We start from the raw sequence: 25,357 nt of genomic DNA, 5'->3' as shown, positions 1-25,357 counted from the left end.
CGGGAACGACGAAGGAGCCTTCGCTATGACGAGAACCAAGAAGCTCGCCAGCCCGCACCTGGCGCCGGATCGCGGTGAGCTGGCCCGGTTGGTGTCTGGCGTCCATCACAGCCCGCACAGCATCCTGGGCGCCCACGAGTACGACGACCACACGGTGATCCGGGTGCTCAAACCGCACGCGGAGCAGGTGATCGCCCTCGTCGGGGGCGAGCGACACCCGATGGAGCACATCGAGTCCGGGGTGTTCGCGGTCGCGTTGCCGTTCACCAACCTGGTCGACTACCGACTCGAGGTCAGCTATCCGGGCGGTCACACCATCACCGTCGCCGACGGCTACCGCTTCCTGCCCACGCTCGGTGAAATGGACCTATATCTGTTCGGCGAGGGACGCCACGAGCAGCTGTGGGAGATCCTGGGCGCGCATCCGCGGTCGTTCGAGACCGCAGACGGCGTGGTGGAGGGTGTGTCGTTCGCGGTCTGGGCCCCGAATGCCAAGGGCATCAATCTGATCGGCGAGTTCAACCACTGGGACGGCAACGACGCCCCGATGCGGGTGCTGGGATCCTCCGGCGTGTGGGAGCTGTTCTGGCCCGGCTTTCCCACTGACGGGCTCTACAAGTTCCGCGTCCACGGCGTCGACGGGTCGGTCACCGACCGCGCCGACCCGTTCGCGTTTGCAACCGAGGTCCCGCCGCACACCGCGTCGCGTGTGTTCACCTCGGACTACACCTGGGACGACACCGAGTGGCTGACGCAGCGCGCCGCACAGAACCCGGTGTTCCAGCCGATGAGCACCCTCGAGGTGCACCTTGGCTCATGGCGGCCCGGCCTGAGCTATCGCGAGCTGGCCGAGCAACTCACCGAATATGTTGTGGCCCAAGGATTCACCCACATCGAATTCCTCCCGGTAGCCGAGCACCCGTTCGGCGGCTCGTGGGGCTATCAGGTGACGTCCTACTACGCGCCGACATCCCGGTTCGGCACCCCCGACGAATTCCGCTTCCTGGTGGACACCCTGCACCGGGCGGGTATCGGAGTGATCGTCGACTGGGTGCCCGCACACTTCCCCAAGGACGCGTGGGCGCTGGGCCGCTTCGACGGCACCCCGCTCTACGAGCATTCCGACCCGCGCCGAGGCGAACAGCTCGACTGGGGCACCTACGTCTTCGATTTCGGCCGCGCCGAAGTACGCAACTTCCTGGTGGCCAACGCGCTGTACTGGTTGCAGGAGTTCCACATCGACGGCCTGCGGGTGGATGCCGTCGCATCCATGCTCTACCTGGACTACTCGCGGCCCGACGGCGGCTGGACGCCCAACATCTACGGCGGCCGGGAGAACCTCGAGGCGGTGCAGTTCCTGCAGGAGATGAACGCCACCGTCCACAAGAGCCACCCGGGCATCGTCACGATCGCCGAGGAGTCCACCTCATGGCCGGGGGTTACCCGGGCGACCAACCTTGGCGGACTTGGCTTTTCGATGAAGTGGAACATGGGGTGGATGCACGACACCCTGGATTACATCAGCCGGGACCCGATCTATCGCACCTATCACCACGGCGAGCTGACCTTCTCGTTGCTCTATGCGTTCAGCGAGAACTTCGTGTTGCCGATCAGCCACGACGAGGTGGTGCACGGCAAGGGCACGCTGTGGGGCCGGATGCCCGGCAACGATCACGTCAAGGCAGCCGGGCTGCGCAGCCTGCTGGCCTACCAGTGGGCCCACCCCGGTAAGCAGCTGCTGTTCATGGGCCAGGAATTCGGCCAGCGCGCGGAGTGGTCCGAGGAACGCGGGGTCGACTGGTACCAGCTCGACGAGAACAGCTACTCCACCGGGATCCAGCGTTTCGTCGCCGATCTCAACGAGCTCTACCGCGGCCGCCCGTCGCTGTGGAGCCAGGACACCAAGCCGGAGGGCTACTCCTGGATCGACGCCAACGACTCGGCCAACAACGTGCTGAGCTTTTTGCGATACGGCAGCGACGGCTCGGTGCTGGCGTGCGTGTTCAACTTCTCCGGGGCGGAGCACAGCCGATATCGGCTTGGGCTGCCGCACACCGGCACCTGGCGCGAGGTGCTCAACAGCGACGCGACGGTCTACAACGGTGCGGGGGCGGGCAACTTCGGCGCGGTCGAGGCCACCGACGAACCCTGGCACGGCCGGCCCGCGTCGGCGACGCTGGTGCTGCCGCCGAACTCAGCGATCTGGCTGGAACCCGCGCCGACCGCCGGCTAGTAGAGCGCGTTGGCCAGGTTGCGCCGGCCGGTGATCACATCGGGGTCGGCGGGATCGAACAGCTCGAACAGTTCGATCAGCCGGGTGCGCACCTTGGTGCGCTCATCGTCAGAAGTCTTGCGCACCAGCGCGATCAGGCGGTCGAAGGCCGGGACGACGTCCTGATTGAGGATCTGCACGTCGGCGGCGGCAAAGGCCGCCTCGATGTCGTCGGGAGCGGCATCGGCCACTGCCACCGCGTCGGGGCGCTGCTCAGTGGCGCGCTGCAGGAAAGTAATCTGCCGCAACGCACCCTTGGCTTCGGCGTGCTGCGGATCGGCCTCCAGAATGGCCTGATACGCCGCGGCCGCAGCCGCGAAATCCCCGGACTCGAGCAAGTCCCTTGCCTGCTCCAAGGCCGGGTCGACGGCTGCCTCTTCCTCGGAATCGCCTGAGCCGGAGAGCTTTCCAGCGGTCGCCTGCAGCAGCGAGTCAACCCACCGCCGCAACTGCTCGGGGGGTTGCATGCCCTGGAAGCTGGCCAGCGGCTGCCCGCCGGCCAAGGCCACCACAGTCGGTACCGCCTCGATTCCGAACATCTGGGCGACCCGCGGGACCACGTCGACGTTGACCGTTGCCAACGACCACTTTCCGTTGTCGTCGGCGGCCAGCGCGGCGAGCACTTCGCCCAATTGCACCGAGGCGTCGCTGCGCGGCGACCACAGCACCACGACAACCGGCAGTTGGCCGGAACGGACCAGGACTTCAGCTTCGAAATTGGCCTCGGTGACCTCGACACCGCCACTGGGGGCGGTCGCACCGTCCGCGGGCTGCTGAGCCCGCTGCTTGAGGCCGGACAGGTCGACGGCGCCGGCCAGGGCCGGGCCGATCTGGGGGCGTGGACGCGTCACGTTCCCAAGTCTGTCACGTCGTCGACGGTGCCGAATCGAGTGGCTGACCCGAAGCCGCAGGAGCGGCCGCCGGCCCCAATTTCGCAGTCCGATCAGCCCATATGAGGAAAATCACACTGCCGAGCGGCACGATGCTGCCCAGCAACGCCAGCAACCACGTGACTACGCCCCACTTGTAGGCGATGCCCGCCATCAGAGCAGTGATCACAAATGCGATGAACACGAGCCCGTGGGCCATGCCGAAAACCTTGACGCCGATCTCGGTACGCGGACTGCCCAGGTACTTGAAGTACATCCCGACCAGCAGTCCGACCCAGGTCACCGCTTCGGCCAGCGCCACCAACCGGAATCGGCCGGCCGTGCTTCGGATGTCAAAAGTGCTCGTCATGCAGCCATTGTGCCGCAGCGGCGCGCCAGCTACTACGCCTCGTCGTTGACGCGGTCGAGTTACCCCGCCCGCAGAACCAGCGCGTCGCCCTGGCCGCCTGCTCCGCAGAGTGCGGCCACCGCGTAACCCGATCCGCGCCGCGAGAGCTCCAGCGCCGCGTGCAGCGTGATCCGCGCACCCGACATACCGATCGGATGGCCGACCGCGATCGCGCCGCCATTACGGTTGACCCGATCGGGGTCCACGCCCAGTTCCTTGGTCGAGGCCAGCGCGACGGCGGAGAACGCCTCGTTGATCTCGATGACGTCGAGCTGGTCCAGGGTGATGCCCTCGCGCGCGATGGCCTTCTTGATCGCATTGGCCGGCTGCGACTGCAACGTGGAATCCGGGCCCGCGACCACACCGTGGGCACCGATCTCACACAGCCAGCTCAGCCCGAGTTCCTGGGCCTTGGCCTTGCTCATCACCACGACGGCGCAACCGCCGTCAGAGATTTGGGAGGCCGAGCCCGCCGTGATCGTGCCGTCCTTGCGGAACGCGGGCTTGAGCCCGGACAGCGACTCGGCCGTGGTGTTGGCGCGGATGCCCTCGTCCTCGCTGAACTCGATCGGGTCACCCTTGCGCTGCGGGATCTTCACCGGCACGACCTCGTCGGCGAACACGCCGTCCTTCCAGGCCGCGGCCGCCTTCTGATGCGAGATGGCGGCGAACTCGTCCTGCTCGTGGCGGGTGAACTTGTCGGTGTCGTTGCGCTGCTCGGTGAGCGCACCCATCGGCTGGTCGGTGAAGACGTCGTGCAGGCCGTCGTACGCCATCGAGTCGAGCACCGTGACGTCGCCGTACTTGTAGCCCTCGCGGCTGTTCATCAACAGGTGCGGGGCCTTGGTCATCGACTCCTGGCCGCCGGCGACCACGACGTCGAACTCACCTGCGCGGATCAGCTGATCGGCCAGGGCGATCGAATCGATCCCGGACAGGCACATCTTGTTGATGCTCAGGGCGGGCACGTCCCACCCGATTCCGGCAGCCACGGCGGCCTGGCGAGCCGGCATCTGGCCTGCGCCGGCGGTCAACACCTGGCCCATGATCACGTAGTCGACCAGCGACGCCGGGACCCCGGCCTTCTCCAGCGCGCCCTTGATCGCGATTGCGCCCAGATCGCTGCCGGAAAAGTCTTTGAGTGAACCCATCAGTTTGCCGATGGGAGTACGTGCTCCAGCAACGATCACCGACGTCGTCATACCTACCTCCAAGAGCGTTTCGCGCCGCCCCGATGCGGCTATCCACGGATCCCCCAGTGTCGAATCCGATGTGGTTAGGTTACCTTTGCGTTATGACCGCTGAGCAAGTTGACGCCCGTCCAGTTCTGGCCAGTGCGCTCGTCACCGCCGTAGACCATGTCGGCATCGCGGTGCCGGATCTCGATGCGGCCATCCAGTGGTACCACGAGCACCTCGGGATGATCCTGGTGCACGAGGAAATCAACACCGACCAGGGCATTCGCGAGGCCATGCTGTCGCTGAAGAACGCGGCCCCCGACTGCGCACAGATCCAGTTGATGGCGCCTCTGGATGAGACCTCGACGATCGCCAAGTTCATCGACAAGCGCGGCCCCGGCATCCAGCAGATGGCCTACCGGGTCAGCGACCTGGACGCCATCTCCGAACAGCTGCGCAACCAGGGTGTCCGGTTGATCTACGACGCACCGCGCCGCGGAACCGCGAACTCACGGATCAACTTCATCCACCCGAAGGATGCCGGTGGCGTCCTGGTGGAACTCGTCGAGCCGGCTTCATCTCACTAGGTCACGCCAGATTTCTACGACCACTTCCGGGTCGGCTCGCGGTTGGCGCGGTTCGCCCAGCAGGCGGTGTGCCAGTGCCGTCGGTCGTCGAGCGCAGCTTCGCCATCGTCGGCGCGCCAGACCGCCACATGCGCGACGCCCGAGCGGATTTCGTGATCGCAGCCGGGGCACCGGTAGGTCTTTACCGCCCGCGCAGCCGGTATCGATCGCACTTCGTAGTCGAATCCGTCGGCGCCCGACTCGACACGCCGCTGCAGGGGTAGCGGCGGAATGCCGCTGTCCTTAGGGCGAGGTGGTCGGCGCCGCGGCATCAGAAGAGCCGGAACTCGTCGCTGTCCATCCCTCGCATGACGTCGTAATCCAAAGTCAGGCAACGAATTCCGCGATCGGTGGCCAGCGTTCTGGCTTGCGGCTTGATTTGCTGGGCGGCGAACACCCCGGTCACCGGCGCCAGCAGACTGTCCCGGTTGAGCAACTCCAGATAGCGCGTCAGCTGCTCCACGCCGTCGATCTCGCCGCGGCGCTTGATCTCCACCGCGACCGTGCGGCCCTCGTCGTCGCGGCAGAGGATGTCCACCGGGCCGATGGCGGTCATGAACTCCCGGCGGACCAGGGTGTAGCCGTCACCCAGCAGCTCGATGTGCTCGGCCAGCAGCTTCTGCAGATGCGCTTCGACGCCGTCCTTCACCAGTCCGGGATCGATCCCGAGTTCGTGGCTGGAGTCGTGCTCGACGTTTTCGATCGTGATCCGCAACTGCTCACCGGTCTTGTTCTCCACCACCCACACCGGCAGCGAGTCATCCCTGGCTTCCTCGGTCAGCCAGCACGGCGGGCTCATCCAGTTCAGCGGTTTGTAGGCCCGGTCGTCGGCATGGATGCTGACCGAACCGTCTGCCTTGATCAGCAGCAGCCGACGAGCTGAGGGCAGGTGGGCGGTGAGGCGGCCGATGTAGTCGACGGTGCATTGGGCGATCACGAGGCGCACCGGACAAGCTTAGGGTCTACGACCCCCGGCGAATTAGGCTGACACCACCATGACGTCCCCTCCGAGCCTCGCGCAGCGGTTGGGCCGGGTTCTGGAACGGGTGACCCGGCAGAGCGGCCGGTTGGCCGGCACACCGGCCTATGGTTCGTTGATCCTGGGGCGGGTCAGCGAAAGCCCGGCCCGCCGCCGGGTCCGGATCCAGACGCTGGTAACGGTGGCGCTGCTGACGGTGAACGTCCTCGGCATCGTGGTCGCGGCGCTGTTGGTCAGCGTCGCCTATCCGGTGCCCAGCGTGTTCACCGACGTGCCCGCCTGGCTCACTTTCGGCGTGGCACCCGCGTACGCGGCCGCCGCGCTCGCGTTCGGCAGCTGGTGGATCACCACCCGCACGGTGAAACACCTCCGGTGGGCGGCTGAGGGGCGGGCGCCGACCCGCGTCGACCAGCGCAACGCGTTCTTCACCCCATGGCGCGTCGCCCTGGCCCAGCTGTCGCTCTGGGTGGTGGGCACCGTTGTCTTCACGATCCTTTACGGGCTGTTCGACACTGACTTCATTCCCCGGATCCTGCTCGTGACCGGTTTCGTCGGAGTGATGGTCTCCACCGGCGCCTACCTGGCCACCGAGTTCGCGCTGCGTCCCGTTGCGGCGCTGGCGCTGGCGGCCGGGCCGCCACCCCATCGGCTGGCACCGGGGATCATGGGCCGCACGATGACAGTCTGGATGCTGGGCTCGGGCGTGCCCGTCATCGGCATCGGGCTCAGCGCCCTGATCTCGCTGGTCTTGGACAACATGACCAAGACGCAGCTCGAGGTCGCCATCCTGATCACCTCGTCGGCCACGCTGGTGTTCGGATTCGCCTTGATGTGGGTGCTGGCCTGGATCACCGCGACCCCGGTGCGGGTGGTGCGCTCGGCGCTCAAGCGCGTCGAAGACGGCGACCTCAAGGCCAGCGTCGTGGTCTTCGACGGCACCGAACTCGGTGAGCTGCAACGGGGATTCAACTCGATGGTCGCCGGGCTGCGGGAGCGTGAACGGGTGCGCGACCTGTTCGGCCGCCACGTCGGCCGCGAGGTCGCCGCGGCAGCCGAGATGCAGAAGCCGCAGCTCGGCGGTGAAGAGCGGCACGTGGCAGTGCTTTTCGTCGACATCGTCGGCTCCACCCAATTGGTCGGCACCCTGCCCCCGATCGAGGTGGTCGACCTGCTCAACCGGTTCTTCGCCGTGATCGTCGAAGAGGTCAACCGGCACAACGGTCTGCTCAACAAGTTCGAAGGCGATGCCACGCTCGCAGTGTTCGGTGCGCCGGTCACGCTCGACAATCCCGAAGACGACGCACTCGCCGCGGCCCGCACGATCATGCGGCGCCTCGAGCAGGAGGTACCCGAATGCCCCGCCGGCCTGGGGGTCGCCGCTGGTGAGGTTGTCGCCGGCAACGTCGGCGCCAATGAGCGATTCGAATACACGGTGATCGGCCCACCGGTCAATGAGGCCGCTCGCCTGTCCGAGCTTGCCAAGTCCACCTCAAGCCGGCTCCTGGTCACCGCATCGACGGTCGAGCGGGCCGGCGATCCCGAGCGCGCCCACTGGGTCCTGGCCGATGCGGTGACGTTGCGGGGCCACGAAGAGTCCACCCGCCTGGCTGTGCCCGCGTGACATTCGAGAAAGCCACGCCCCCACCACTGCCTTCAGCCCCGGCCGGAATCGAGACCATCGCCGACGTTCTCGGCACGCCCAGAGTCCGCGGCTGGATTCACCTGTCCTCGGCCGTTGTCGCCATCATCGCCAGTGCGGCTCTGATGCGAGCGGCCTTCGCGGCGGCGTCCCCGAACGCGGGTTGGGTGACAGCGATCTACACCACCACCGTCGTCGCGATGTTCGGCGTGAGCGCGACATATCACCTCGTACGGTGGCGCTCACCGAGAACGCTGACGTGGATGAAGCGCGCCGACCATTCGATGATCTTCGTCTTCATCGTCGGCACCTACTTCCCGGTCGCGGTCCTGGCGATGCCACAGCAGACCGCCACCCGGGTGCTGACCATCGTCTGCGTGGCTGCGGCGGTGGGCATTGCACTCAAGATGCTGTGGCCCTCAGCGCCGCGGTGGATCGGTGTGCCGCTGTATTTGATGCTCGGCTACGCCGCAATCGCCTTCGCCCGAACAATTCTCGATGGCGCCGGCTTGACCGTCGTCGGCCTCCTCGTCGCCGGTGGCGTGCTGTACAACATCGGTGCTGTGCTTTACGGGCTGCGCTGGCCCAACCCGTGGCCCGCGTCTTTCGGCTATCACGAGTTCTTTCACGCCTTCACCGCGGCCGCCGCGACATGCCATTACGTCGCAATCTGGCTCATCGTGGCCGGCGTGGCGATGTCCTGATCTGTGGGGTACCGGACCTCCAGGCCGCTGGACCGACGGGTCGGGGTCGGGCAATGTAGCGGCATGACCGTCGACGACGTGGCCGTCTGGGAGTTCCCGGACTCCGATATCTGTTCAGCTGCACTGCAATTGGTGACCGAAGTCTCTCTTGCGTTTCTGACCAACCACTGCGTCCGGGGTTACCTGTTCGGGCGCGAACTGGCCGCCGCCGACGGCTTGCGGGCCGGGATCGATTACGACGACGAGCTCGTCTTCCTCAGCTGTCTGCTGCACGACCTTGGCGTGACCGAGTACGGCAGCGGAGACCAACGCTTCGAAGTCGACGGGGCAGACGCCGCGGCGCGCTTCTTGACCGACCACGGAGTCGACGACGTTGCGGTGCGTACGGTGTGGGAATCGATCGCGCTGCACACCAGCGTCGGGCTGGCCCACCGGTTCGGACCGGTCCACGCGATCTCTCATCGCGGAATCGCGTTGGACATCAACGGGTTCGACAAGAAGCGGCTGTCCGCCGGTTTCGCCGAGCGGGTGCACGCCGCGTGGCCGCGTCATGATCTGGGCTATGCCATCGCCGAGGCGATCGCTGTCGATACGCGAGCCAATCCGATGAAGGCTCCGCCCCTGTCCTTCCCCGCGCACCTGCACCACCTGATCAACGGGGCGCCATCACCGACCTTCTTCGACCTGATCGGCACATCGGGCTGGGGCGATCGCCCGGTACCCGAAGCGGTTCGCTCATAGCGCTCGACCACGATGTCGGTTTTCCGCTAGTGCTGTCGGTGCCGACGTGTAAAAGTTCAAGACGTGCACGACGATTTCGACCGCTGCTACCGCGCCGTCCGGTCCAAGGACTCGCGGTTCGACGGCTGGTTCGTCACCGCGGTCAAGACCACCGGCATCTACTGCCGGCCCAGCTGCCCGGTGCGGCTGCCCCTGGCCCGCAACGTGTGTTTCTACCCCAGCTCGGCGGCCGCGCAGCGAGCGGGCTTTCGGGCCTGCAAACGCTGCCGACCGGATGCCTCGCCGGGTTCGCCGGAGTGGAACGTCCGCGGTGACGCGGTGGCCCGGGCGATGCGGTTGATCGGCGACGGCGCGGTGGACCGCGAAGGCGTGACGGGGCTGGCCAGACGGGTCGGCTATACCGCCCGCCAGCTGGAGCGAATGTTGCAGGCCGAAGTCGGTGCCGGGCCGCTGGCACTGGCCCGGGCGCAGCGGGTGCAGACGGCACGGGTGCTCATCGAGACCACCGACATGGCGTTCAGCGATATCGCGTTCGCAGCAGGCTTCGCGAGTATCCGCCAGTTCAACGACACCCTGCGAGCCGCCTGCGACACCACGCCGACGGCGTTGCGGGCCAAGGCCGCCCGCCGGGACTGGGCGGCTACCGCACCCGACGGGCAAGCGCTGACGCTGCGGCTGCCGGTACGCACCCCGTTCGCCTATGAGGGCTTGTTCGGGCACCTGGCAGCCAGTGCGGCGCCGGGCTGCGAAGAGGTGCGCGATGGCGCATTCCGCCGCACTCTGCGCCTGCCGTCGGGTTGCGGCGTGGTGAGCCTGACACCGCAGCCCGACCACGTCCGGTGCACGTTGGTCCTCGACCAAGTCCGAGACCTGTCCACTGCGATCGCTCGCTGCAAGCGGTTGTTGGACCTCGACGCCGACCCGGAATCCGTTCTCGATGTGCTGGGGACTGACGCCGACCTGAGCGCCGTGGTGAGCAAAGCACCCGGACAGCGGATCCCGCGCACCGTCGACGAAGAAGAACTGACGGTGCGGGCTGTACTCGGTCAGCAGGTGTCGACCAAAGCGGCACGGACCCACGCCGGCCGGCTCGTCGCCGCCTACGGCGCGCCGGTCGCCGATCCGCACGGCGGGCTGACGCACACGTTTCCCAGCACCGCTCAGCTGGCCGATATCGACCCGGCGCACCTTGCCGTGCCGGCCGCCCGCCGACGCTCGGTGACCACGCTGATCGCGGCCCTGGGCGAGGGCGAACTGACACTCAATCCCGGCTGCGACTGGCAGCAGGCCCGCCAGCAGCTACTGGCGCTACCCGGAATCGGACCGTGGACCGCGGAGATCGTCGCGATGCGGGGGCTCGGTGATCCCGACGCCTTTCCGGCCAGCGATCTCGGGGTGCGGCTCGCGGCCGAACAACTCGGCCTACCGGCCGACGTGCGGGCGCTGACCGCACACAGTGCACGCTGGCGACCATGGCGGTCATATGTCGTACAGCACCTGTGGACGACCCTGGACCATTCCGTGAATCACTGGCCACCGAAGGAGACACCGTGACGACGACCATGCGGTACCGAACAATCGACAGCCCGGTTGGCCCACTCACCCTCGCCGGCACGGGATCGACCCTGAGGCATTTGCGGATGGTGGATCAGACGCACGAGCCGGATCGGTCCGACTGGGCGCAATCTGATGATGAGATATTCGCCGATGCCGTCGAACAGCTGGCGGCCTATTTCGCCGGTGAACTCACCGAATTCGACCTCGATCTGGATCTCGGCGGAACCGAGTTCCAACGTAAAGTCTGGTCAGCACTGCGCACCATTCCGTACGGCGAGACACGGTCCTATGGAGAAATCGCGATGCAAATCGGATCTCCGGGAGCGTCGCGTGCGGTGGGATTGGCGAATGGCCGGAATCCCATCGGCATCATCGTGCCGTGTCATCGCGTTATCGGTTCGACCGGGGGATTGACCGGATATGGCGGAGGAATTGATCGCAAACGCGCACTATTGGCGCTCGAGAAAAGTCGAATGCCGGCCGATCTGTCGCTATTCGACTGATATACGAATACAAAAATGCCTGTGCCCCCTAATCGAAATTAGGGGGCACAGGACTTAAATTGTGTTCGGCGGTGTCCTACTTTTCCACCCTGTTGGGTAGTATCATCGGCGCTGGTAGGCTTAGCTTCCGGGTTCGGGATGGGACCGGGCGTTTCCCTGCCGCTATGGCCGCCGTAACTGTATTCACTCTTTTTTGAGTGTCCCCCGTGTGGGGGAGGTTTAGTTTTGGTGGTGGGGTGCAGTGTTGTGATTGCTGTGGTGTGGTTGCGGGCGTCTTGGTGTGCGTCTTACTTTTCCCGTGTCAACTGGTTTGTTGTTTTGGTTGTTGTAAGTTTTCGGCCGGTTAGTGCCAGTTCCCTGAACACCTTGCGGTGCGTGTAGGTCTGGTCTATCGATCCCGTGGTCTGCGGGGGGCCTTATCCCTCTAAAAGGGTGAGAAACCTGGTCTTGGAGAAGGTTTCCCGCTTAGATGCTTTCAGCGGTTATCCTGTCCGAACGTGGCTATCCAGCGGTGCCCCTGGTGGGACAACTGGTGGACCAGAGGTTCGTCCGTCCCGGTCCTCTCGTACTAGGGACAGGTTTCCTCAAGTTTCTGACGCGCGCGGCGGATAGAGACCGAACTGTCTCACGACGTTCTAAACCCAGCTCGCGTGCCGCTTTAATGGGCGAACAGCCCAACCCTTGGGACCTGCTCCAGCCCCAGGATGCGACGAGCCGACATCGAGGTGCCAAACCATCCCGTCGATATGGACTCTTGGGGAAGATCAGCCTGTTATCCCCGGGGTACCTTTTATCCGTTGAGCGACACCCCTTCCACTCGGGGGTGCCGGATCACTAGTCCCGACTTTCGTCCCTGCTTGACATGTCCGTCTCGCAGTCAAGCTCCCTTGTGCACTTGCACTCAACACCTGATTGCCGTCCAGGTTGAGGGAACCTTTGGGCGCCTCCGTTACATTTTAGGAGGCAACCGCCCCAGTTAAACTACCCACCAGGCACTGTCCCTGGACCGGATATACGGTCCGAAGTTAGAAGTCCAATACGATCAGAGTGGTATTTCAACAATGACTCCACCCACACTGGCGTGTGAGTTTCACAGTCTCCCACCTATCCTACACAAACCGTATCGAACGCCAATACCAAGCTATAGTGAAGGTCCCGGGGTCTTTTCGTCCTGCCGCGCGTAACGAGCATCTTTACTCGTAGTGCAATTTCGCCGAGTCTATGGTTGAGACAGTTGAGAAGTCGTTACGCCATTCGTGCAGGTCGGAACTTACCCGACAAGGAATTTCGCTACCTTAGGATGGTTATAGTTACCACCGCCGTTTACTGGGGCTTAAATTCTCCGCTTCACCCGCAAGGGGTTAACGGGTCCTCTTAACCTTCCAGCACCGGGCAGGCGTCAGTCCGTATACATCGTCTTGCGACTTCGCACGGACCTGTGTTTTTAGTAAACAGTCGCTTCTCACTGGTTTGTGCCACCCCCCACCGCTGCCGGCAGCTCGTGCCATGACAGTAGGAGGTCCCCCTTCTCCCGAAGTTACGGGGGTATTTTGCCGAGTTCCTTAACCATAGTTCACTCGTACGCCTTGGTATTCTCTACCTGACCACCTGTGTTGGTTTGGGGTACGGGCCGTGTGTGCGCTCGCTAGAGGCTTTTCTTGGCAGCAAAGGATCACCGAATTCGCCTCACTCGGCTATGCATCACCTCTCAGGATATGTGCCAGACGGATTTGCCTATCTGACTCCCTACGGGCTTGCCCCAGTATTACCACTGACTGGTACGGCTACCTACCTGCGTCACCCCATCGCTTGACTACTACCCACCCGGGTCTCGCGCAGCCCCAGAAACCGTCACCCCGAAGGGATCAGTGATTCTGGATTTGGGCGATTAGCAGAATGGATTCATCAGGGACGCTCACACACGGGTACGGGAATATCAACCCGTTGTCCATCGACTACGCCTGTCGGCCTCGCCTTAGGTCCCGACTCACCCTGGGCGGACTGGCCTGGCCCAGGAACCCTTGGTCTTTCGGCGGGCAAGGTTCTCACTTGCCTTATCGCTACTCATGCCTGCATTCTCACTCCCACACCCTCCACAGCTCCATTACCAGGCTGCTTCACCGGTGTGCAGGACGCTCCCCTACCCATCGAATAAATTCGATGCCGCGGCTTCGGCGGTGTGCTTGAGCCCCGCTACATTATCGGCGCACAATCACTTGACCAGTGAGCTATTACGCACTCTTTCAAGGGTGGCTGCTTCTAAGCCAACCTCCTGGTTGTCTCTGCGACTGCACATCCTTTTCCACTTAGCACACGCTTAGGGGCCTTAGCCGGCGATCTGGGCTGTTTCCCTCTCGACGTACGGAGCTTATCCCCCGCCGTCTCACTGCCACGCTTTCACTTACCGGCATTCGGAGTTTGGCTGACGTCAGTAACCCTGTGGGGCCCATCGGCCATCCAGTAGCTCTACCTCCGGCAAGAAACACGCAACGCTGCACCTAAATGCATTTCGGGGAGAACCAGCTATCACGGAGTTTGATTGGCCTTTCACCCCTACCCACAACTCATCCCCTCAGTCTTCAACCTAAGTGGGTTCGGGCCTCCACGCGGTCTTACCCGCGCTTCACCCTGGCCATGGGTAGATCACTCCGCTTCGGGTCCAGAACACACCACTACACCACACACTACTGTGTGGATACGCCCTATTCAGACTCGCTTTCGCTACGGCTACCCCACCCGGGTTAACCTCGCGACATGTCCCTGACTCGCAGGCTCATTCTTCAAAAGGCACGCCATCACCCCACGACAAGTCGAGGGCTCTGACGGATTGTAAGCGCACGGTTTCAGGTACTATTTCACTCCCCTCCCGGGGTACTTTTCACCATTCCCTCACGGTACTAATCCGCTATCGGTCACTGAGAAGTATTCAGGCTTACCGGGTGGTCCCGGCAGATTCACAGCAGATTCCACGGGCCCGCTGCTACTCGGGAACAGTTCCACAGGAGCCGTGATGTTTTCAGTTACGGGGCTCTCACCCACTACGGCAGACCATCCCAGGCCACTTCACCTAACACCACGGTTTATCACTCCCGCCCCGGCCGGCAGACCGAAGACGAAACGTCCCACAACACCGCACACACAACCCCTGCCGGGTATCACATGCATACGGTTTAGCCATCCTCCGCGTTCGCTCGCCACTACTAACGGAATCACAATTGTTTTCTCTTCCTACGGGTACTGAGATGTTTCACTTCCCCGCGTTCCCCCCCACTACCTATGTATTCAGTAGTGGGTGACACGACATCACTCGTGCCGGGTTTCCCCATTCGGACATCCTCGGATCAACGCTCGGTTGGCAGCTCCCCGAGGCATAACGCAGCCTCCCACGTCCTTCATCGGCTCCCAGTGCCAAGGCATCCACCATGCGCTCTTAAACACTTACAACACAAAAAACCAATTCGAAAAAAGAAATTGCACATCAATTGCACACACAAACCACCAACCCCCCAAAGGAAGCCGGCGCCTCATGCGTGCCAGATGCTCGCAACCACTATCCACAAATCAAACACCACACCCCACCACCAAAGATGGAGCAACAACACGCCTCCCACCCCACACAGGGGCCAGGGAAACACGGGCCTGTTGTCTCAAAGCCCAACAGTGTGTTTGGCAGCACCAGACAACCCCCCACAAAAGAAGGGTCCCCGTCCTGGATGATTGCTTGTCGTGCACCAGACCCCCACCCACTACAGGTCGACCCCATCACTGGAGTCACAGAGGGCCATCCAACGAATCGATCAGAACTCCCGAACCCCCACACGATGTGGGCGGGCCTGATTCTCGTGGTGCTCCTTAGAAAGGAGGTGATCCAGCCGCACCTTCCGGTACGGCTACCTTGTTACGACTTCGTCCCAATCGCCGATCCCACCTTCGACGGCTCCCTCCCACAAGGGGTTAGGCCACCGGCTTCGGGTGTTACCGACTTTCATGACGTGACGGGCGGTGTGTACAAGGCCCGGGAACGTATTCACCGCAGCGTTGCTGATCTGCGATTACTAGCGACTCCGACTTCACGGGGTCGAGTTGCAGACCCCGATCCGAACTGAGACCGGCTTTGAAAGGATTCGCTCCACCTCACGGCATCGCAGCCCTTTGTACCGGCCATTGTAGCATGTGTGAAGCCCTGGACATAAGGGGCATGATGACTTGACGTCATCCCCACCTTCCTCCGAGTTGACCCCGGCAGTCTCTCACGAGTCCCCACCATAACGTGCTGGCAACATGAGACAAGGGTTGCGCTCGTTGCGGGACTTAACCCAACATCTCACGACACGAGCTGACGACAGCCATGCACCACCTGCACACAGGCCACAAGGGAACCGACATCTCTGCCGGCGTCCTGTGCATGTCAAACCCAGGTAAGGTTCTTCGCGTTGCATCGAATTAATCCACATGCTCCGCCGCTTGTGCGGGCCCCCGTCAATTTCTTTGAGTTTTAGCCTTGCGGCCGTACTCCCCAGGCGGGGTACTTAATGCGTTAGCTACGGCACGGATCCCAAGGAAGGAAACCCACACCTAGTACCCACCGTTTACGGCGTGGACTACCAGGGTATCTAATCCTGTTCGCTCCCCACGCTTTCGCTCCTCAGCGTCAGTTACTGCCCAGAGACCCGCCTTCGCCACCGGTGTTCCTCCTGATATCTGCGCATTCCACCGCTACACCAGGAATTCCAGTCTCCCCTGCAGTACTCAAGTCTGCCCGTATCGCCCGCACGCCCACAGTTGAGCTGTGAGTTTTCACGAACAACGCGACAAACCACCTACGAGCTCTTTACGCCCAGTAATTCCGGACAACGCTCGGACCCTACGTATTACCGCGGCTGCTGGCACGTAGTTGGCCGGTCCTTCTTCTATAGGTACCGTCACTTGCGCTTCGTCCCTACTGAAAGAGGTTTACAACCCGAAGGCCGTCATCCCTCACGCGGCGTCGCTGCATCAGGCTTGCGCCCATTGTGCAATATTCCCCACTGCTGCCTCCCGTAGGAGTCTGGGCCGTATCTCAGTCCCAGTGTGGCCGGACACCCTCTCAGGCCGGCTACCCGTCGTCGCCTTGGTAGGCCATTACCCCACCAACAAGCTGATAGGCCGCGGGCCCATCCCACACCGCAAAAGCTTTCCACCACAACCCATGCAGGCCATGATCATATTCGGTATTAGACCCAGTTTCCCAGGCTTATCCCAAAGTGCAGGGCAGATCACCCACGTGTTACTCACCCGTTCGCCACTCGAGTACCCCGAAGGGCCTTTCCGTTCGACTTGCATGTGTTAAGCACGCCGCCAGCGTTCGTCCTGAGCCAGAATCAAACTCTCCAAACAAAAACAACCCATCCAAAGACAGGTGGAATTCGAATCAGAACAAGCCTGAAACCAAACAAAGACACCAAAACTGGCATCAAAAAAACCGCACCCCAACACGGGGGTATCAGAGCACGGCAAAAAACAACAACAAACAAAAACCACCAAACACACTATTGAGTTCTCAAACAACACACCCAGCTGGCATCCGCCAGCAGGCAACCCCACCAACTTACTATAAGTCTTTGGCGGCGTCAACTGCCGCTGCCCTCCCGTCTCCGGGTCCGGCGCGGCTGGCCGACTGCCTACACTACACGCGTTCTATCTCAGCTCCAAGTCGCACCAGATTCTCCACGAAGAGCGGGTAGCCCCGATCGATGTGAAACACGTCGTGAACTTCGGTTTCTCCGTCGGCGACCAGCCCGGCCAGCACCAGTCCGGCGCCGGCCCGGATATCCGAGCACCACACCGGCGCACTCGAGAGCTGCGGGATCCCCCGCACCACCGCGTGGTGGCCGTCGGTTCGGGCATCAGCACCGAGCCGAATCATTTCCTCGACGAACCGGAATCTCGCCTCGAAGACGTTCTCGGTGATCATCGACGTCCCGTCGGCAATCGACGCCAGCGCGATCGCCATCGGCTGCAGATCGGTGGGAAAACCCGGGAACGGCAACGTCGCCACGTTGCCGGCCTTCGGACGGTCGTACTGCACCACCCGGAACCCGTTGTCGTGCTGGGTGACGGTGGCGCCGGCATCGTGCAGCTTGTGCAGCACCAGCTGAAGGTGAGCCGGGTCCACCCCGGTGACCGAGATGTCACCGCGGGTCATCGCCGCGGCGATGCCCCAGGTCGCTGCGACGATCCGATCGCCGATCACCCGGTGCTCGGTGGGGTGCAGACGCGGGACGCCGGTGATCGTCAACGTCGACGTCCCTGCGCCTTCGATCTGGGCGCCCATCTGGCAGAGCATCTCGCAGAGGTCGACGACGTCGGGCTCGCGCGCCGCGTTGTGAATTGTGGTGACCCCCTCGGCGACCACCGCAGCCATCAGGATGTTCTCCGTCGCCCCCACCGAGGGGAACTCCAGCTGGATCTCCGCACCGTGCAGACGTTCGGCGGTGGCCACCACACAGCCGTGCTCAATCGTGCAGTCGGCGCCGAGCTGGCGCAGCCCCGCCTGATGCATGTCCAGCGGGCGCGAGCCGATAGCGTCGCCGCCGGGCAGTGCCACCCTGGCGCGTTTACACCGTCCGACCAGCGGGCCCAGCACGCAGACCGACGCCCGGAACTGACGCACCGCGGCGAAGTCGGCTTCGTACTTCGGCTCGTCGGGCGAGGTGATCCGCACGACCGAACCGTCGAGTTCGACGTTGGCGCCGAGGCCGCGCAGGACCTCCGCCATCAGCGGAACATCAAGAATGTCGGGGCAGTTGGTGATAGTCGTGGTGCCCTCGGCCAGCAGACTGGCCGCCATCAGCTTCAAAACGCTGTTCTTGGCGCCCCCAACGGCGACTTCGCCAGCCAACCGGTTGCCACCGATCACCACGAAACGCTCACCCACGGGCGTTAGTTTAGTGGAGGCACGGCCCGGCACAGTGCCACCTGGCCGGTACGGTTTCACCCATGGCAGTACACCTGACCCGCATATATACCCGGACCGGCGACGACGGCACATCGGGACTGAGTGATTTCTCACGGGTGGACAAAAATGACCCGCGGCTGACGGCGTACGCCGACTGTGACGAGGCCAATGCCGCGATCGGAGTGGCCGTCGCCCTGGGCCAACCCGACGACGAACTGCGCAAAGTGCTTGTACAGATTCAAAATGACCTGTTCGACGCGGGCGCCGACCTGTCCACTCCGGTCGTCGAGAACCCCGAGTACCCGCCGCTACGGATCACCGCCCCGTACGTGGAGCGGCTGGAAGCGTGGTGCGACAACTACAACGAGAACCTGCCGGCGCTGACCTCGTTCATCCTCCCCGGCGGCACCCCGCTGTCGGCTTTGCTACATGTCGCACGGACAGTGACCCGGCGCGCCGAACGCTCGGCCTGGGTGGCTGTCAGGGCCTATCCCGATACCGTCAGCCCACTGCCTGCGCGCTACCTCAACCGGCTCTCCGACCTGCTGTTCATCCTGTGCCGGGTGGCCAATCCCGGTGGTGACGTGCTGTGGCAGCCCGGCGGCGGCAAAGCCGAAGGACCCGCGAAGACATAAGTCAGGCCGTGCGGCGCCGCGCCCGCGGCGAGGGACTCGATTCCACCCAGGACAAAAACGCCGTCAGCGCCCCGCGGTCCAGCGCCATCTCGTATCCGCGACCGCGCTCGCCGGTGATGTCGTGCAGTTCCAGAACGACGATCGCGTCGGACATGATGTCGAACTCGTCGCCGCGCGGGCCACGTCGAGCGATGACCTCCAGCCCACGTCGGCTCAGCCGGCGATCGGGCCACCAGCGCAAACTCGACAGCCGATAGAACCTGGCCTCATCACCCCGATACCGGATGACTCCATGCCGCCAGCCGTGCCCGCCGATCGCCGGGGCGTCACGCAGAATCGCCGCCGTCCCACCCTGGCGTAGCTTCCACAGCCGGTAGGTCAGGGCCGCCACGACAAGTCCCAGCACAGTGACCAGCGCGACCATGAAGATCATCGGCGCGCTCATCAGTCGCTGGGCTCTCGACTAGTCGATCTGGCCTAGGGCGCGCAGACGCGCCCGACCCCGGGCAGCGATCTGCGGATCGTCGGACGCCGCATCGGACTTGGCGGCGTCCGCGTCGATCTCGGACTCGAACTCCGCGGACTCGGCGAGGATCGTCACACCTTCCTCGGTGACCGAAAGATAACCGCCGTCGACCGCGATCCGCAGATCGTCCTCACCCTCCCGCTCGACGCGCACCATCGCGTCGTCGACGAGCTGTGCCACGAGCGGAATGTGCCGAGGCATGATGCCGATCTCGCCCGACGTGGTGCGGGTGAAGACGAACTTCGACTTACCCGACCAGATCTTGCGCTCGACAGCGACGATGTCGACGTCCAATTCGGCCATCTCACATCACCTTTCGCGTCGTGAAACTCACAGCTTGGCGCCGAGGCTCTCGGCCTTCTTCGCCAGGTCGTCCAGGCCGCCGATCAGGAAGAACGCCTGCTCGGGCAGGTGGTCGAACTCGCCCTTGGCCAGCTTGTCGAACGCCTCGACGGTCTCCTTGAGCGGCACCGTCGAACCGGGCTGACCGGTGAACTGCTCGGCGGCCATCATGTTCTGGCTCAGGAAACGCTCGATCTTGCGGGCGCGGTACACCAGGACCTTGTCCTCTTCGGAGAGCTCATCGATACCGAGGATCGCGATGATGTCCTGAAGATCCTTGTAGCGCTGCAGGATCCGGATGACTTCCTGGGCGACGCGGTAGTGCTCGTCGCCAACCACACTGGGGTGCAGGATCGTCGAGCTCGACGCCAGTGGATCCACCGCGGGGAAGATGCCCTTGGAGAACACCGCACGAGAAAGCTCGGTGGTGGCATCGAGGTGCGCGAACGTGGTGGCCGGCGCCGGATCGGTGTAGTCGTCGGCGGGCACGTACACGGCCTGCATGGAGGTGATCGAACGGCCGCGAGTCGAGGTGATGCGCTCCTGGAGCTCACCCATCTCGTCGGCCAGGGTCGGCTGGTAACCCACCGCGGACGGCATACGGCCGAGCAGCGTGGACACCTCGGAGCCGGCCTGAGTGAACCGGAAGATGTTGTCGATGAACAGAAGCACGTCCTGGCCTTGCTCATCGCGGAAGAACTCCGCCATGGTCAGCGCGGACAATGCGACGCGCATACGCGTGCCCGGCGGCTCGTCCATCTGGCCGAACACCAACGCGGTGTCCTTGAGCACGTTGGCGTCCGCGAGCTCGACCCAGAGGTCGTTGCCTTCACGGGTGCGCTCCCCCACGCCGGCGAACACCGAGGTGCCACCGAAGTTGCGGGCGATGCGGTTGATCATCTCCTGGATCAGCACGGTCTTGCCCACGCCGGCACCACCGAACAGGGCGATCTTGCCGCCACGGACGTACGGGGTCAGCAGGTCGACGACCTTGAGGCCGGTCTCCAGCATCTCGGTGCGAGGCTCGAGTTCGGCGAAGGCCGGCGGCTTGCGGTGGATGGACCAGTGCTCGAAGTCCTTGCCGTAGCCCGGGTCGTCGAGGCAGTCGCCGAGGGCGTTGAACACGTGGCCCTTCACCCCGTCGCCGACCGGCACAGAGATCGAAGCGCCGGTGTCGGACACCTCGACGCCACGCACCAGGCCGTCGGTCGGCTGCATGGAGATGCAGCGCACCAGGTTGTCACCGAGGTGCTGGGCGACCTCGAGCGTCAGGGTCTTGGCCAGCGCGCCGAAGGTGATCTCGGCGTGCAGCGCGTTGAACAGTTCGGGCACTGAGCCACGCGGGAACTCGACGTCCACCACGGGGCCGGTGATGCGGACAACGCGTCCGGCGGTCTTGGTCTCTACGGCAGCAGTCATTCTCTCTTCGCTTCTCTAGCTCTCGATGGGCTTCGGTTAGGTAGCGTCTGCCAGCGCGTTGGCGCCACCGACGATTTCGCTGATTTCCTGGGTGATCTGCGCCTGACGTTCGCGGTTGGCCGCCAGCGTGAGTGCCTTGATCAGATCGTCGGCATTGTCGGTCGCCGACTTCATGGCGCGCCGGCGAGACGCCGATTCCGACGCCGCCGCCTCGAGCAGCGCCGCGTACACACGCGTCGCTATATAACGAGGGAGTAGCGACTCAAATAATTCCTCGGCATTGGGCTCGAACGAGAACAGCGTCTGCGGACCGGTCTCCGCTTCACCGACGTACTCGACGAGCATCGGGGCGATCCGGAGCGCCGTCGCCGTCTGCGACAGCATCGACTTGAACTCCGTCGACACGATGTGCAGTTCGTCGACACCGAGCACGCCGTCGGCGCCGGCTTCGTCACCCTCGTCGTCGACACCGGACATGAACGCCGTCACCAAGGTGTCGGCGATGTCCTTGGCGTGCTCGTAATCGGGCCGCTCGGAGAAGCCGGTCCACGACTCTTTGACCTCGCGCTGGCGGAAGCTGTAGTAGCCCAGCGCTTTCCGGCCCACGACATAGAGCACCGGGTCCTTGCCCTCTTCCCGCAGCAGCGAGAAGAGTTCCTCGGCCCGGCGCAAGACGTTCGCGTTGTAGCCGCCGCACAGACCGCGATCCGACGAGACCACCAGCACACCGGCCCGCCGCGGGTTCGACCGCGCGACGAGCAGCGGGTGATCGAGCGCGCTCGCGCCCGCCAGCTCGGTGAGCATGTTGGTGATCTCGTTGGCGTAGGGCCGAGCCGCATCGACTCGGGCCTGCGCCTTGGCGATCCGCGACGTGGCGATCAACTCCTGAGCCTTCGTGATCTTCTTGATCGACGAGGCGGATTTGATACGTCCGCGTAGTTCGCGAAGTGTGGCTGCCATCGGTTACCTAGTTCTTCTTGGGAGCCGGCTTACGGACCTTGACCGATTCCTTCTCCAGGTCCTCGGGATCCAAAGCGTCAGCCTCGTGCTCGTCGGCGACCACCGAGCTGCCGTCGGTGGCGGCGAAGCCCTTCTTGAACTCGTTGATGGCCGAGACAAGCTTCTCCTCGGCCTCTTCGGAGAGCTTCTTGGACTCCTTGATGCCGTCGAGGATCTCCGAGTGGCTCGCCTTCACGTGCTCCAGGAATTCGGACTCGAAGCGCGAAACATCCTCGGCCGGAACCGAATCCAGATGCCCCTGAGTGCCCAGGAAGATCGCGACGACCTGATCCTCGACCGCCATCGGGCTGTACTGGGCCTGCTTGAGCAGCTCGACGAGGCGCACACCGCGGTCCAGCTGAGCCTTCGACGCGGCATCCAGGTCGGACGCGAACGCCGCGAAGGCCTCCAGCTCGCGGTACTGCGACAGGTCCAGACGCAGCGAACCGGCAACCTCTTTCATCGCCTTGATCTGGGCGGCACCACCGACGCGGGACACCGACACACCGACGTTCACGGCCGGCCGAACGCCCTGGTTGAACAGGTCGGACTCCAGGAAGCACTGGCCGTCGGTGATCGAGATGACGTTGGTCGGGATGAACGCCGAGATGTCGTTGGCCTTGGTCTCGATGATCGGCAGACCGGTCATCGAGCCGCCACCCAGCTCGTCGGACAGCTTGGCGCAACGCTCCAGCAGGCGGGAGTGCAGGTAGAAGACGTCGCCGGGGAAGGCTTCGCGGCCCGGCGGGCGGCGCAGCAGCAGGGAGATGGCGCGGTAGGCGTCGGCCTGCTTGGACAGATCGTCGAACACGATCAGCACATGCTTGCCGTTGTACATCCAGTGCTGGCCGATGGCCGAACCCGTGTAGGGCGCAAGCCATTTGAAGCCAGCTGCGTCGGAAGCCGGAGCCGCGACGATGGTGGTGTACTCCATCGCGCCACCGTCTTCGAGGGCCCGCTTCACCGAGGCGATCGTGGTGCCCTTCTGGCCGATCGCGACGTAGACGCAGCGCACCTGCTGGTTGGGATCGCCGGTCTCCCAGGCACCCCGCTGGTTGAGGATGGTGTCGACGCAGACGGCGGTCTTGCCGGTCTTGCGGTCACCGATGATCAGCTGGCGCTGGCCGCGGCCGATCGGGGTCATCGCGTCGATGGCCTTGATGCCGGTCTGCAGCGGCTCACCGACACCCTGGCGCTGCACCACTGACGGCGCCTGCAGCTCGAGCTCGCGGCGACCCTCCGCCTCGATGTCACCCTGACCGTCGATCGGCTGGCCGAGCGGGTTGATGACGCGGCCCAGGAAGGCGTCACCAACGGGCACCGAGAGCACCTCGCCGGTCCGCTTGACCTGCTGGCCCTCGGCGATCTTCTCGAACTCACCGAGGATGACCGCACCGACGCTGTGTTCGTCGAGGTTCAGCGCGACACCGAGAACGCCGCCGGGGAACTCCAGCAGCTCCTGGGTCATCACCGAGGGCAGACCCTCGACGTGGGCGATGCCGTCGCCGGCGTCGATCACGGTGCCGATCTCCTCGCGCCCGGTATCCGCCTCGAAGCTCGAGACGTACTCCTGGACGGCGCCCTGGATGTCGTCAGCCGAGATTGTCAACTCTGCCATGGCTTTTCGTCTTCCTGCCTTTGTTTTGGGTCTTCGGGTTCGGTTGGCTTTTCGGCCGGTCAGTCGGTCGCTAGTCGGGAAGCCGCGTCACGGCTGCATCCAGCCGTGAGGACAACGTCCCGTCGATCACCTCGTCGCCGACGGCGACCGAAAGGCCGCCCAGCAGAGAGGGATCGATGTTCAGCTGCACCGAAACAGGGTGGTTGTAGATCCGGGTCAGCACCTCGGTCAGTCGGGTGCGTTGCTCCGAACTGAGCTCGGCGGCCGCACTGACCTGAGCGACGACCTCGCCGCGCCGGGCCACAGCAAGTTGAGCCAGCGCCAGCACCGCTTCGTCGGCCCGATCGCCGCGCAGCAGGCTGATGGTCTGAACCAGCAGGGCGGTTGCGATCGCGCTGGCGCCGCTGCCGTCACCGAGGATCTTGCGCAGCAACTCGATTCGGCCGTCGGCCGGCGCGGTGTAGTCACCCAGCAGGGAGGTCAGCCGGGGCTGCTCGTCCAGGATGCGGGTGAAGCGGAAGAGCTGCTCCTCGACCTCGTCGGCCTGGTTCTCGCGCTCCGCGCGAGTCAGCAGTGCCAGCCGCGCGACATGCTCGACGGCGTCAACCAGATCCGACGTCAGCGACCAGCGCACCGATACCGCCGTCTCGAGCAGGTCCAGCGTCTTGTCGCCGACCTTGCCGTCCAGCAGCCGGTGAATCAACTGCTTCTTGGCGTCGACCTCACCGGACGACTCCGCGAGATGGCGGGCGAGGATGGGTTCTGCGAGCAGCAGCCCGGCCACCGACGCAAGGTCATCGGATAGCGCGGACAACGCATCGGCCGACAGATCCGAGGACAGCGCATCGAACTTCTCGACCACCGCGGCCTGAGCATCGCGACTGGCCGACCGCAGATCCGAACGGGCCTCCGGCGTGTAGGCCGCCGGCGCCATCGAATCCAGTTCGTCCAGGAAGCGGTCGACAGTGGCGGACTGCGACTGCGAGTCAGCGACGTGGGCACGCACCAGCTCGCCCGCACGCCGCACCGATTCACTGCCGAGGTCTTGACGCAACTGCCGGATCAGCTGCGCGCGCAGCAACTGAACCTGTTGCGCACCTTGGACTTTGATCCGCTCCACCTCGACATCTGCCTGAGCACGCAGCTGCGCGGTGATGCCTTCGGCATCGACCCGCGCCTCTTCGACGATCCGCTTGGCTTCGGCCTTGGCCTCGTCGACCCGCTTGGCGTGATGCTTGTCGGCATCAGCCAACCGCTTACCGGCCTTCGCGCTGTCGTCGAGCTGAGTGCGAACGGCCTCTTTCTGATTGGCCATCATGTTCTTCAACGGCGGCACGACGTACCGCCAGATGATGGCCACGATGACCGCGAAGCCGATGAGCTGTCCGATGAAGGTTGACATGT

The 25,357-nt window shown here is 64.1% G+C and carries 20 protein-coding genes and 3 rRNA genes; 8 read left to right on the top strand and 15 right to left on the bottom strand.

The annotated features are described in order from the left end of the window. The first annotated feature begins 25 nt into the window (after positions 1-25). Complete coding sequence (glgB, locus tag Y900_RS19725) at positions 26-2,233, top strand: 1,4-alpha-glucan branching protein GlgB (protein ID WP_036344011.1); 2,208 nt, start codon at positions 26-28, stop codon at positions 2,231-2,233. Here glgB and Y900_RS19720 read toward each other — a convergent pair. Genes Y900_RS19720 through Y900_RS19710 form a run of 3 tightly spaced genes read right to left on the bottom strand, consistent with a single transcriptional unit; the run spans position 2,230 to position 4,752 of the window. Next, positions 2,230-3,123: a tetratricopeptide repeat protein gene (locus Y900_RS19720; RefSeq protein ID WP_036344010.1), complete on the bottom strand. Its 894-nt coding sequence runs from the start codon at positions 3,121-3,123 to the stop codon at positions 2,230-2,232. The two genes, glgB and Y900_RS19720, sit on opposite strands and share 4 nt — an antisense overlap. Positions 3,124-3,136: 13 nt before the next feature. Further along, the gene (locus Y900_RS19715) at positions 3,137-3,511 is read right to left on the bottom strand and encodes a DUF3817 domain-containing protein (protein WP_036344008.1); all 375 of its coding nucleotides are present in this window, start codon (positions 3,509-3,511) and stop codon (positions 3,137-3,139) included. 59 nt (positions 3,512-3,570) lie between these two features. After that, on the bottom strand, positions 3,571-4,752 hold the full coding sequence (locus Y900_RS19710; protein WP_036344007.1) for an acetyl-CoA C-acetyltransferase: 1,182 nt from the start codon (positions 4,750-4,752) through the stop codon (positions 3,571-3,573). A 92-nt stretch (positions 4,753-4,844) separates the two neighbouring features. On the opposite strand from Y900_RS19710, the gene mce reads away from it, so the two are divergent. After that, entirely contained in the window at positions 4,845-5,315 is a 471-nt protein-coding gene (mce, locus tag Y900_RS19705) for a methylmalonyl-CoA epimerase (RefSeq protein ID WP_036344006.1), read from the top strand. Positions 5,316-5,329: 14 nt separating this feature from the next. On the opposite strand, the gene Y900_RS33115 is transcribed toward mce, so the two are convergent. Continuing rightward, on the bottom strand, positions 5,330-5,626 hold the full coding sequence (locus Y900_RS33115) for an Rv1322 family protein (protein WP_036344004.1): 297 nt from the start codon (positions 5,624-5,626) through the stop codon (positions 5,330-5,332). Beyond that, the gene (gene nucS, locus Y900_RS19695) at positions 5,626-6,300 is read right to left on the bottom strand and encodes an endonuclease NucS (protein WP_036344002.1); all 675 of its coding nucleotides are present in this window, start codon (positions 6,298-6,300) and stop codon (positions 5,626-5,628) included. Before nucS ends, Y900_RS33115 begins: the two co-directional genes overlap by 1 nt. A gap of 49 nt (positions 6,301-6,349) precedes the next feature. Between nucS and Y900_RS19690 the strand changes: the two genes are divergently transcribed. The 5 genes from Y900_RS19690 to Y900_RS19670 all read left to right on the top strand — a co-directional run bounded on the left by Y900_RS19690 (position 6,350) and on the right by Y900_RS19670 (position 11,477). Then, a complete protein-coding gene (locus tag Y900_RS19690; RefSeq protein ID WP_036344001.1) occupies positions 6,350-7,954 on the top strand; it encodes an adenylate/guanylate cyclase domain-containing protein in 1,605 nt (534 codons plus the stop codon). Then, positions 7,951-8,676 (top strand): PAQR family membrane homeostasis protein TrhA, encoded by a 726-nt coding sequence (gene trhA, locus Y900_RS19685; protein ID WP_036344000.1) that lies wholly within the window; start codon positions 7,951-7,953, stop codon positions 8,674-8,676. Before Y900_RS19690 ends, trhA begins: the two co-directional genes overlap by 4 nt. Positions 8,677-8,739: 63 nt before the next feature. Then, positions 8,740-9,417, top strand: coding sequence for an HD domain-containing protein (locus tag Y900_RS19680; protein WP_036343998.1), 678 nt, complete (start codon positions 8,740-8,742; stop codon positions 9,415-9,417). A 63-nt stretch (positions 9,418-9,480) separates the two neighbouring features. Then, entirely contained in the window at positions 9,481-10,971 is a 1,491-nt protein-coding gene (locus Y900_RS19675; protein ID WP_036343996.1) for a DNA-3-methyladenine glycosylase 2 family protein, read from the top strand. Positions 10,972-10,979: 8 nt separating this feature from the next. Beyond that, on the top strand, positions 10,980-11,477 hold the full coding sequence (locus Y900_RS19670) for a methylated-DNA--[protein]-cysteine S-methyltransferase (protein ID WP_036347298.1): 498 nt from the start codon (positions 10,980-10,982) through the stop codon (positions 11,475-11,477). Positions 11,478-11,540: 63 nt separating this feature from the next. Here the strand turns inward: Y900_RS19670 and rrf are convergent. From rrf to murA, 4 genes are all read right to left on the bottom strand, one after another. After that, a 5S ribosomal RNA gene (gene rrf / locus Y900_RS19665) occupies positions 11,541-11,653 on the bottom strand. Between the two features lie 147 nt (positions 11,654-11,800). Beyond that, positions 11,801-14,921: ribosomal RNA gene (locus Y900_RS19660) — 23S ribosomal RNA — on the bottom strand. A gap of 412 nt (positions 14,922-15,333) precedes the next feature. Then, positions 15,334-16,853, bottom strand: a 16S ribosomal RNA gene (locus Y900_RS19655). The 16S, 23S and 5S rRNA genes sit together here, the layout of an rRNA operon. A gap of 289 nt (positions 16,854-17,142) precedes the next feature. Next, positions 17,143-18,393, bottom strand: a complete 1,251-nt coding sequence (murA, locus tag Y900_RS19650; protein WP_036343995.1) for a UDP-N-acetylglucosamine 1-carboxyvinyltransferase — start codon at positions 18,391-18,393, stop codon at positions 17,143-17,145. A 62-nt stretch (positions 18,394-18,455) separates the two neighbouring features. Here murA and Y900_RS19645 point away from each other — a divergent pair, with 62 nt between their 5' ends. Further along, positions 18,456-19,049 (top strand): cob(I)yrinic acid a,c-diamide adenosyltransferase, encoded by a 594-nt coding sequence (locus tag Y900_RS19645; RefSeq protein ID WP_036343994.1) that lies wholly within the window; start codon positions 18,456-18,458, stop codon positions 19,047-19,049. Between the two features lies 1 nt (position 19,050). Here Y900_RS19645 and Y900_RS19640 read toward each other — a convergent pair whose 3' ends face one another. The 6 genes from Y900_RS19640 to Y900_RS19615 form a co-directional block, all read right to left on the bottom strand. After that, on the bottom strand, positions 19,051-19,494 hold the full coding sequence (locus Y900_RS19640) for a DUF2550 domain-containing protein (protein ID WP_036343993.1): 444 nt from the start codon (positions 19,492-19,494) through the stop codon (positions 19,051-19,053). Positions 19,495-19,512: 18 nt separating this feature from the next. Then, positions 19,513-19,878 (bottom strand): F0F1 ATP synthase subunit epsilon, encoded by a 366-nt coding sequence (locus tag Y900_RS19635; RefSeq protein ID WP_036343992.1) that lies wholly within the window; start codon positions 19,876-19,878, stop codon positions 19,513-19,515. Between the two features lie 27 nt (positions 19,879-19,905). Continuing rightward, positions 19,906-21,336, bottom strand: coding sequence for a F0F1 ATP synthase subunit beta (atpD, locus tag Y900_RS19630; protein WP_036343990.1), 1,431 nt, complete (start codon positions 21,334-21,336; stop codon positions 19,906-19,908). A gap of 36 nt (positions 21,337-21,372) precedes the next feature. Then, on the bottom strand, positions 21,373-22,296 hold the full coding sequence (locus tag Y900_RS19625; protein ID WP_036343989.1) for a F0F1 ATP synthase subunit gamma: 924 nt from the start codon (positions 22,294-22,296) through the stop codon (positions 21,373-21,375). A 7-nt stretch (positions 22,297-22,303) separates the two neighbouring features. Next, on the bottom strand, positions 22,304-23,953 hold the full coding sequence (gene atpA, locus Y900_RS19620) for a F0F1 ATP synthase subunit alpha (RefSeq protein WP_036343987.1): 1,650 nt from the start codon (positions 23,951-23,953) through the stop codon (positions 22,304-22,306). A 70-nt stretch (positions 23,954-24,023) separates the two neighbouring features. Beyond that, entirely contained in the window at positions 24,024-25,355 is a 1,332-nt protein-coding gene (locus Y900_RS19615) for a F0F1 ATP synthase subunit B/delta (protein ID WP_036343985.1), read from the bottom strand. Between the last annotated feature and the right edge of the window lie 2 nt (positions 25,356-25,357).

This window comes from Mycolicibacterium aromaticivorans JS19b1 = JCM 16368, assembly GCF_000559085.1.
Lineage (GTDB): Bacteria > Actinomycetota > Actinomycetes > Mycobacteriales > Mycobacteriaceae > Mycobacterium > Mycobacterium aromaticivorans.
The sequence above is the reverse complement of the archived record's forward strand: the minus strand, read 5'-3'. Positions and strand labels throughout refer to the sequence as shown.

Excerpts from the sequence above, each read along its gene's own strand:
- glgB (WP_036344011.1), top strand. The coding sequence starts at position 26 with ATGACGAGAACCAAGAAGCTCGCCAGCCCGCACCTGGCGCCGGATCGC.
- Y900_RS19715 (WP_036344008.1), bottom strand. The coding sequence starts at position 3,511 with ATGACGAGCACTTTTGACATCCGAAGCACGGCCGGCCGATTCCGGTTG.
- Y900_RS19710 (WP_036344007.1), bottom strand. The coding sequence starts at position 4,752 with ATGACGACGTCGGTGATCGTTGCTGGAGCACGTACTCCCATCGGCAAA.
- mce (WP_036344006.1), top strand. The coding sequence starts at position 4,845 with ATGACCGCTGAGCAAGTTGACGCCCGTCCAGTTCTGGCCAGTGCGCTC.
- Y900_RS33115 (WP_036344004.1), bottom strand. The coding sequence starts at position 5,626 with ATGCCGCGGCGCCGACCACCTCGCCCTAAGGACAGCGGCATTCCGCCG.
- Y900_RS19690 (WP_036344001.1), top strand. The coding sequence starts at position 6,350 with ATGACGTCCCCTCCGAGCCTCGCGCAGCGGTTGGGCCGGGTTCTGGAA.
- Y900_RS19680 (WP_036343998.1), top strand. The coding sequence starts at position 8,740 with ATGACCGTCGACGACGTGGCCGTCTGGGAGTTCCCGGACTCCGATATC.
- Y900_RS19670 (WP_036347298.1), top strand. The coding sequence starts at position 10,980 with ATGCGGTACCGAACAATCGACAGCCCGGTTGGCCCACTCACCCTCGCC.
- Y900_RS19645 (WP_036343994.1), top strand. The coding sequence starts at position 18,456 with ATGGCAGTACACCTGACCCGCATATATACCCGGACCGGCGACGACGGC.
- Y900_RS19640 (WP_036343993.1), bottom strand. The coding sequence starts at position 19,494 with ATGAGCGCGCCGATGATCTTCATGGTCGCGCTGGTCACTGTGCTGGGA.
- Y900_RS19635 (WP_036343992.1), bottom strand. The coding sequence starts at position 19,878 with ATGGCCGAATTGGACGTCGACATCGTCGCTGTCGAGCGCAAGATCTGG.
- atpD (WP_036343990.1), bottom strand. The coding sequence starts at position 21,336 with ATGACTGCTGCCGTAGAGACCAAGACCGCCGGACGCGTTGTCCGCATC.
- Y900_RS19625 (WP_036343989.1), bottom strand. The coding sequence starts at position 22,296 with ATGGCAGCCACACTTCGCGAACTACGCGGACGTATCAAATCCGCCTCG.
- atpA (WP_036343987.1), bottom strand. The coding sequence starts at position 23,953 with ATGGCAGAGTTGACAATCTCGGCTGACGACATCCAGGGCGCCGTCCAG.
- Y900_RS19615 (WP_036343985.1), bottom strand. The coding sequence starts at position 25,355 with ATGTCAACCTTCATCGGACAGCTCATCGGCTTCGCGGTCATCGTGGCC.